Genomic DNA, 5,689 nt, shown 5'->3' with positions numbered 1-5,689 from the left:
GCAAGATGGTTGGGTTGTTGGACGAAAACGGCTGTCCTGCTCCCCAGAAAGTGATCCGGTTTGTGAGTGAGGCCGTGGCATTCTGAACTTGCTCCCGTTCTGACCCACCTCAACAATACCTCAACCGCTTTACGCCGTTCGGCGTCCGTTTCGCGCCGCCGGACGCGGTGCGATGCGGATGAAATCCGGCAAGGAAAGCGTGGAAGGTCAACAGATTGCACTGTAACACACTGAATTTGCGCCGTTCTCCAGAATTGCCCGGCTGTGGCTCATAACCTGAAGGTCGTAGGTTCAAATCCTACCCCCGCACCCAATAAAGACCCCGCGCTTTCGGCGCGGGGTTTTTTGTGTCCGGATGCGGTGGGTCAGCGGCCTAGAGCGTGTCGAGGCGGATTGAGATGGGGCCGGCCAGGGCGAAGGGCGCGTCGACGCCTATCTCGATGTCACGATTGCCGGGACGGTCCTGCGTGACCCAGGCATCGCCCGAGCGCAGGCGCACATCGGCACCCGGCTCGACGAGGCTGACGCTTGCCAGGTCGATCTCGGTATCACCGCTTATCAAGCGGATACGATAGGATTGAGCATTGCATTGGGCGCTGACCCGCAAAACACCGTCGGCCCAGGCTTCGCTGTCGATGTCGGCGATCGCGCATTGGGTCGAGACGGTGGCGTTCAGCGCGAGGCGCATTTCGGTACTGGCCTGCGGAGCGATCAGGACGGCCATGGCGAGGCTCGCCAGTCCCGTGCGCGCCAGCCCCATGCCATTCGCCACACCTGTCTGCGCCTGCCGCATATTCTACCCGAAGCTGAACCCGTTGGAGGCCCGGTCTAGCAGACTTTGCGTCCCCGTGCGCGTGAAACCGCGCGCCGTGCTTAATGCGGCGTCAATAGGGGATGAAGCTCATCGTGATGACATCGCGATAGCGACCTGCATAGTGATGCGTTGCCGGAGGGACGTCGACCTCCAGCGAGCCCGACTGGACGGCACTGGACCGGTAGGGAAAATCGACCGTATCGCCGCCTGGCAGGCTCAGATCCACGCGCTGGCCGGAGACGGAGGCTGTATAGCGGACGGCGCCGAATTCCTCGCCGCGCTCGTGAATGAGCGCGCCGAGATTGTCCGAGCGGATCATGACCGACACGGCAGTATTGGTGCGGAAGAAAAAGTCCGAACGGCCGCGCGCGCCGGTATCGATATCGCCCAGGTCAATGGCATGGGTGCCCGCGCTGGTATTGCCCTCGAAGCGCAGGGCCGGCAGGACCTGGCTGGCGATTGGCGTGGTGGCGAGGCGGTCGCCACTGGCGATTTCAAGCCGGTGCTCATAAAGGCCGGGCGGAATGAATTGTCCGGCGGCGAGGCGGTAGAAGGGCAGGGTCAGTGTTTCGCCACTGACCAGTCGGCGCACGGCATTGCGCTGCAGTCGCCAGGTCGATCCGGTCCGGCGAATATCGTCGGACCGTTCCCAATCCGCTTCCAGCTCGGCGGCCGGACCGGACAGGCGCGGCGTGGCGGCAGATCCGTTGGTGATGGCGAGCCTGACCGTGACCTGCCCGCAGCGCGACGACAGCTCGGTTTCGGTCGCGCGCAAGCTCAGATGGATGATGGTGTCGGTGATGTCGGCACCGTCATAGACGAGGCCATCGGTCTGGGTGATGTCGATCTCGAACTCGTCGCAGCGCGGCGCCGGCTGGAGCGCGGCAAGGCCGAGACTGGCGGCCATCAGAAGGCTAATCATGACGGGTTTCCCCTTCCAGCTGGCCCAGGTCGACATAGGCGTCGGCATCGGCGTCGATGGTGAAGCGGTAGATCATTCCCGGCTGTGACTGCAGGTGGGCTTCATAGCGCCCGGGCAGGAGGGCGTTGAAGGCGGCACGCCCGGTGCGGTTGGTGAAGAAGGCCTGGGTGGCGTCACTGTCGAGATGGGTGAGGAGGCCGTATTGCAGGGTCGGTGGTTCGCCATCCCTGGACAGGGTCGCGACCGCCGTGCGGAAGGCCGGCCTGCCCACCGTGATCCGGCTCCCTGTCGAACTGCCCGAGATCAGGCTGTATTGACCCGGTCCGATATCATAGCCCGGCGCGAGACCGGTCGCATCGACGCGCAAGCGCACCGGCCGGTAGGGGGCATCAACCGGGATGACGGCGGGGCCGAACCGGTCGGCGCGCCCGACCGGGGCCGGGCTGGCGTGCAGGGCGATGGCCAGCTCGGCATCTTCCAGGGAGGCGTGACGATCGACCATGACGAAGCCCCGGCCGGGGTCGCGGCCAATGCCAAGCTGCCCGTTGCTCCAGGCGAATCCGGATTGCAGCCGCAGCGCATAGGCCGAGCGGTCCGGCGCGCCGACGCGGCTGGATTGGTGATCGGCGCTCAGCTGCAGGCTGGCTCGCGCCCCTGTCAGATCGACGGCACCGCGCAGATCGACGCTCTCGGGCCGGCGAATGGCGGCCGCTCGCGCCTGCATGAAGGGCAGCGTATCACCGCGCCCGCGTCGCCAGTCGATCCGGCTGCTGCGCGCCAGGCTGTCATGGCTGGCACTGACGAATTGGCGGTCCGAGAAGCGACGGCTCACGGTCACGAAGAGGCCGGATTCGGGATTGCGAGTATTGGAGTCCGTGTGCCGCGCCGAGGCCGAGACGAGGATGTCGCCAAATCGCCGGTTCAGGCTGGCCGAGAGTGTACGGGTCCGCTCATTCCCGAAATGGCTGTCGCGATACTGGGCGCCCAGGCTCATCGAGACCGTCTCTGTCAGGCTCAGGCGCATGTCACCACCCAGGGACCAGCGTGTGGCAGGAGGCGCGCTCACCGTGTTCAGCGTGGCGAAATCGACGCTGTAGTGATCGACCCGGAAATTCAGCGTGGCCCGACGTGTCTCGGCCCAGTAAGGCCCCCCGGTAAAGGCGATTCCGCTTGCAGTCCCGGTGCCGCGGCCTTCGACCTCGCTCACGGTCAGTTCGGTCTGGGCGACGCCGCCCGCCAACGGGAAGGCGAGCGCACCGCTGGCGCCGCGATAATCCTGGTTGAGCGCCATGGATGCGGACGCGGTCAGGTTCGAGCTGAGTCCGCGGCGCCACAAGCCGCCGATGACCGGCTGCTCGCTGTCATAGGCAAAGTCGGAGCGAGACTCATCGCGCGCGAAACCGATCGTCCAGATGCTCTCGGTCAGACCGGAGGCGAGCAAGTCGATATTGGCGGACAGGCTGAAGCGATCCGCTTCGCGTCGGCCAAGATCATCTTCGACGATAATCAGAATGTCGTTGGAGGTATTGGCCAGGGGAATGTCGCGAAGATCGACAGGGCCCGGACCGGCGGCGAAGCGTTCGATCAGCGCGCCATTGACATAGACTTCCACGGTCGATGGGCGGTCCAGGACGAGAGACCGGTCACCGGTCGGCCGGATGTTTCGTGTTGGCTGAAGGTCCCGGTAATTGGTTTCGACCGCCAGTCCGGCGAGGTTGAGCAGCCCGATATTGCGCCCGAGTTGCGGTGCCAGGTCGCCGGCCGAGATGCGCCGGGCATTGGTGGCCCGCTCGATAAAGGCGATGATGCGATCGCGTATGAAGCGGGTATCGCCGGAGGTGCGAAGGGAGGAGCGGCCTCCCCAGTCCACACTGATGCCTTCAAGGCCTCCGAAATTCACGAAACCGTCCAGCCGCAGATCGGCAGAACTGCCGCTGGAGTCGGACACGGAATCGGAGACCGAGAGGGCGCCCGTGACCCCGAATGCAAAGGGAGCGGGGCGGATCGCGGTCTCGTCCCAATTGACCCAGTCCTGGGCCAGTGATGCGGCGGTCGCGGCGCGGCTCTCCAGGCTGATTTCGACATTTACGGTCAGGGTTCGCGGCTCCAGCGAGAGCGTCAGGCCCAGCGAGTCCAGGTCGGTTATTGGAACCAGCCCCGCGCCCCTGGCCTCGAGCGCCTCCCGGGTCTGGTCTTCAAGCGCCGGGCCGATGGACCGGGCAAGGGCGTCCGGCGCGATGCGACTGAGAGTGGAGACCGAGGTTTCCACGGTCACGGCCGGATAGCGGCGACCATCGACGATGAGCGGCAGGTCGACCAGGAAGAGTTGCTCACGGGTTTGCAGCCCCGCCGCCTCACTGTGGCCGAGTGGGATCATTCCTGACAACAGGCAGGCAATCAGGCCAATGGCAAAGCGCCCGGGCGCATGGCGCCCGGGGCTGAATGGTCCCGTCTGTTTGCCCCCCGGCATCGCCCGCGACCGCTCAGTCGATCGCGATGGTGAGCGGCCCGTCCGGCAAGCCGGTGATGGGAAGCCGGAATTCGCGGCTGCCATGCGGTGGGATGATGGGGTTCTCGACCAGTTCGGCCAGCTGGGCCGGTGTCAGGCGGACCGTTTCCTCTCCCACAGCCAGGCGCAGGGCCATATCGCTGAGCATCGCGAAATCAGTTCCGCTATTGCTGGCGGTGAAGACCAGTCCGTCGACCTCGCGGGAGATATCGGACACGGCGACATCGGCACGCGCATCATCAGCGCGAACATAAATCGCGACGCCAAAATTATAGGCGAAGACGACGCCGGTGAAGCCAGGCTCGGAGACCGGGACTTCCTGCACCTCGGCGATAAAGGCCGCACTGTCTTCCAGGTCCGGATCGCCGATATAGGAAATCCGCACGGCCTGGCTCTGGCCGGCCGGGACCAGGGCCTGGGGCGGGAATACCGAGAAGTCGTCCTCTGCCGGCAGGAATTCCTGCGTGCCGTCGGGATGGACGATGCGGCGCTTCATCACGATTTCGACCGGCAAGTCGCTGTCGCGGGTATTGTTGATAGTGATAATGGTCGAGGTCCGCCCGCTGCCAAGATCAAGAATGATCCGCATCGGTTCCACTTCATAGGCGATCGCCAGGCCGGCAGTCGCAATCACCGCCAGGACGGCGATCAGCGTGCGTTGTGCATGGGTGATCAGGCGTGTCATGAGCGGGCCTCCCCTTTCCGGTCCCGGGCCGGGCCCGGACAGGCAGAGCCGGTTGGGTCTGCCTGTCCGGACGCTAGCACGGTCAGGATTATTTCGCAGTCACCGTGACGGTGACGATATCGGAATAGTCACCGGCGAAGACCGTCGTATAGGCGGCGCCGTCGGCTCCGGCATTGGTCGAGCGCACGCCATAGACGCGGAAGTCGACATTGCCGGTTTGCCCTGTCAGGAAGCTTGGGCCGTTCAGGTCCGCGGTCGCGGCCGAGGTCAGCTGCGTCCAGTTCATGGTCAGGCCGTTACTGCCGGTATGGCGCATTTCATAGGCGATCTGGTTCTGCGCGCCGCCTCCGGTTCCCGACCGGACAAGATAGCCGCCATTGGTCGAGGCGATGGTGCGGGTGAAGCCGTTCGGCGAGTTACAGGCATAGGAGCCCGAACCGGCCGCTTGCTCGACCGTGCCGGTTGTTTCGGTATTGGCCAGGTCGCCAAAGTCGACATCGATTTCGGTTCCGCCGGCGTTGAAGACGCCGCAGACCGAGCTGACTTGTGCCGACAGGTCATAGGAGAGTTGGTTCGAGCCGCCCTGCTGGGCAAAGCTGGAACCGGTGGCCAGAGCCGCGACAATCGCGCTGGTGGTGAGGATCTTGTTCAACATGTGCAGCCCCCAAGGCTTTGAATTTGTCCAATCGACGGGGTGGCATTCGCGATCACCGACCTTCGATTGGTCCAAGCTAGGAGGGGTTTGGGGCTGAACCGGGG

5 protein-coding genes are annotated in these 5,689 nt (G+C 64.7%); all 5 read right to left on the bottom strand.

Annotation, left to right across the window (positions count from 1 at the left end; all coding sequences use genetic code 11):
- Positions 1–373: 373 nt before the first annotated feature.
- On the bottom strand, positions 374–793 hold the full coding sequence (locus QZ266_RS14320) for a hypothetical protein (RefSeq protein WP_295696312.1): 420 nt from the start codon (positions 791–793) through the stop codon (positions 374–376).
- A gap of 91 nt (positions 794–884) precedes the next feature.
- Positions 885–1,736, bottom strand: a complete 852-nt coding sequence (locus QZ266_RS14315) for a hypothetical protein (protein ID WP_295696311.1) — start codon at positions 1,734–1,736, stop codon at positions 885–887.
- Positions 1,729–4,113: a fimbria/pilus outer membrane usher protein gene (locus tag QZ266_RS14310; RefSeq protein WP_295696310.1), complete on the bottom strand. Its 2,385-nt coding sequence runs from the start codon at positions 4,111–4,113 to the stop codon at positions 1,729–1,731. The genes QZ266_RS14315 and QZ266_RS14310 overlap by 8 nt, the downstream gene beginning before the upstream one ends.
- Before the next feature lie 106 nt (positions 4,114–4,219).
- Positions 4,220–4,930: a molecular chaperone gene (locus tag QZ266_RS14305; protein ID WP_295696309.1), complete on the bottom strand. Its 711-nt coding sequence runs from the start codon at positions 4,928–4,930 to the stop codon at positions 4,220–4,222.
- A gap of 88 nt (positions 4,931–5,018) precedes the next feature.
- The gene (locus QZ266_RS14300; RefSeq protein ID WP_295696308.1) at positions 5,019–5,585 is read right to left on the bottom strand and encodes a hypothetical protein; all 567 of its coding nucleotides are present in this window, start codon (positions 5,583–5,585) and stop codon (positions 5,019–5,021) included.
- Positions 5,586–5,689 lie beyond the last annotated feature (104 nt).

The organism is uncultured Maricaulis sp. (genome assembly GCF_905480005.1).
Classification (GTDB): domain Bacteria; phylum Pseudomonadota; class Alphaproteobacteria; order Caulobacterales; family Maricaulaceae; genus Maricaulis.
Note: the sequence above shows the minus strand (reverse complement) of the source record. Positions and strands in the feature narration are given on the sequence as shown.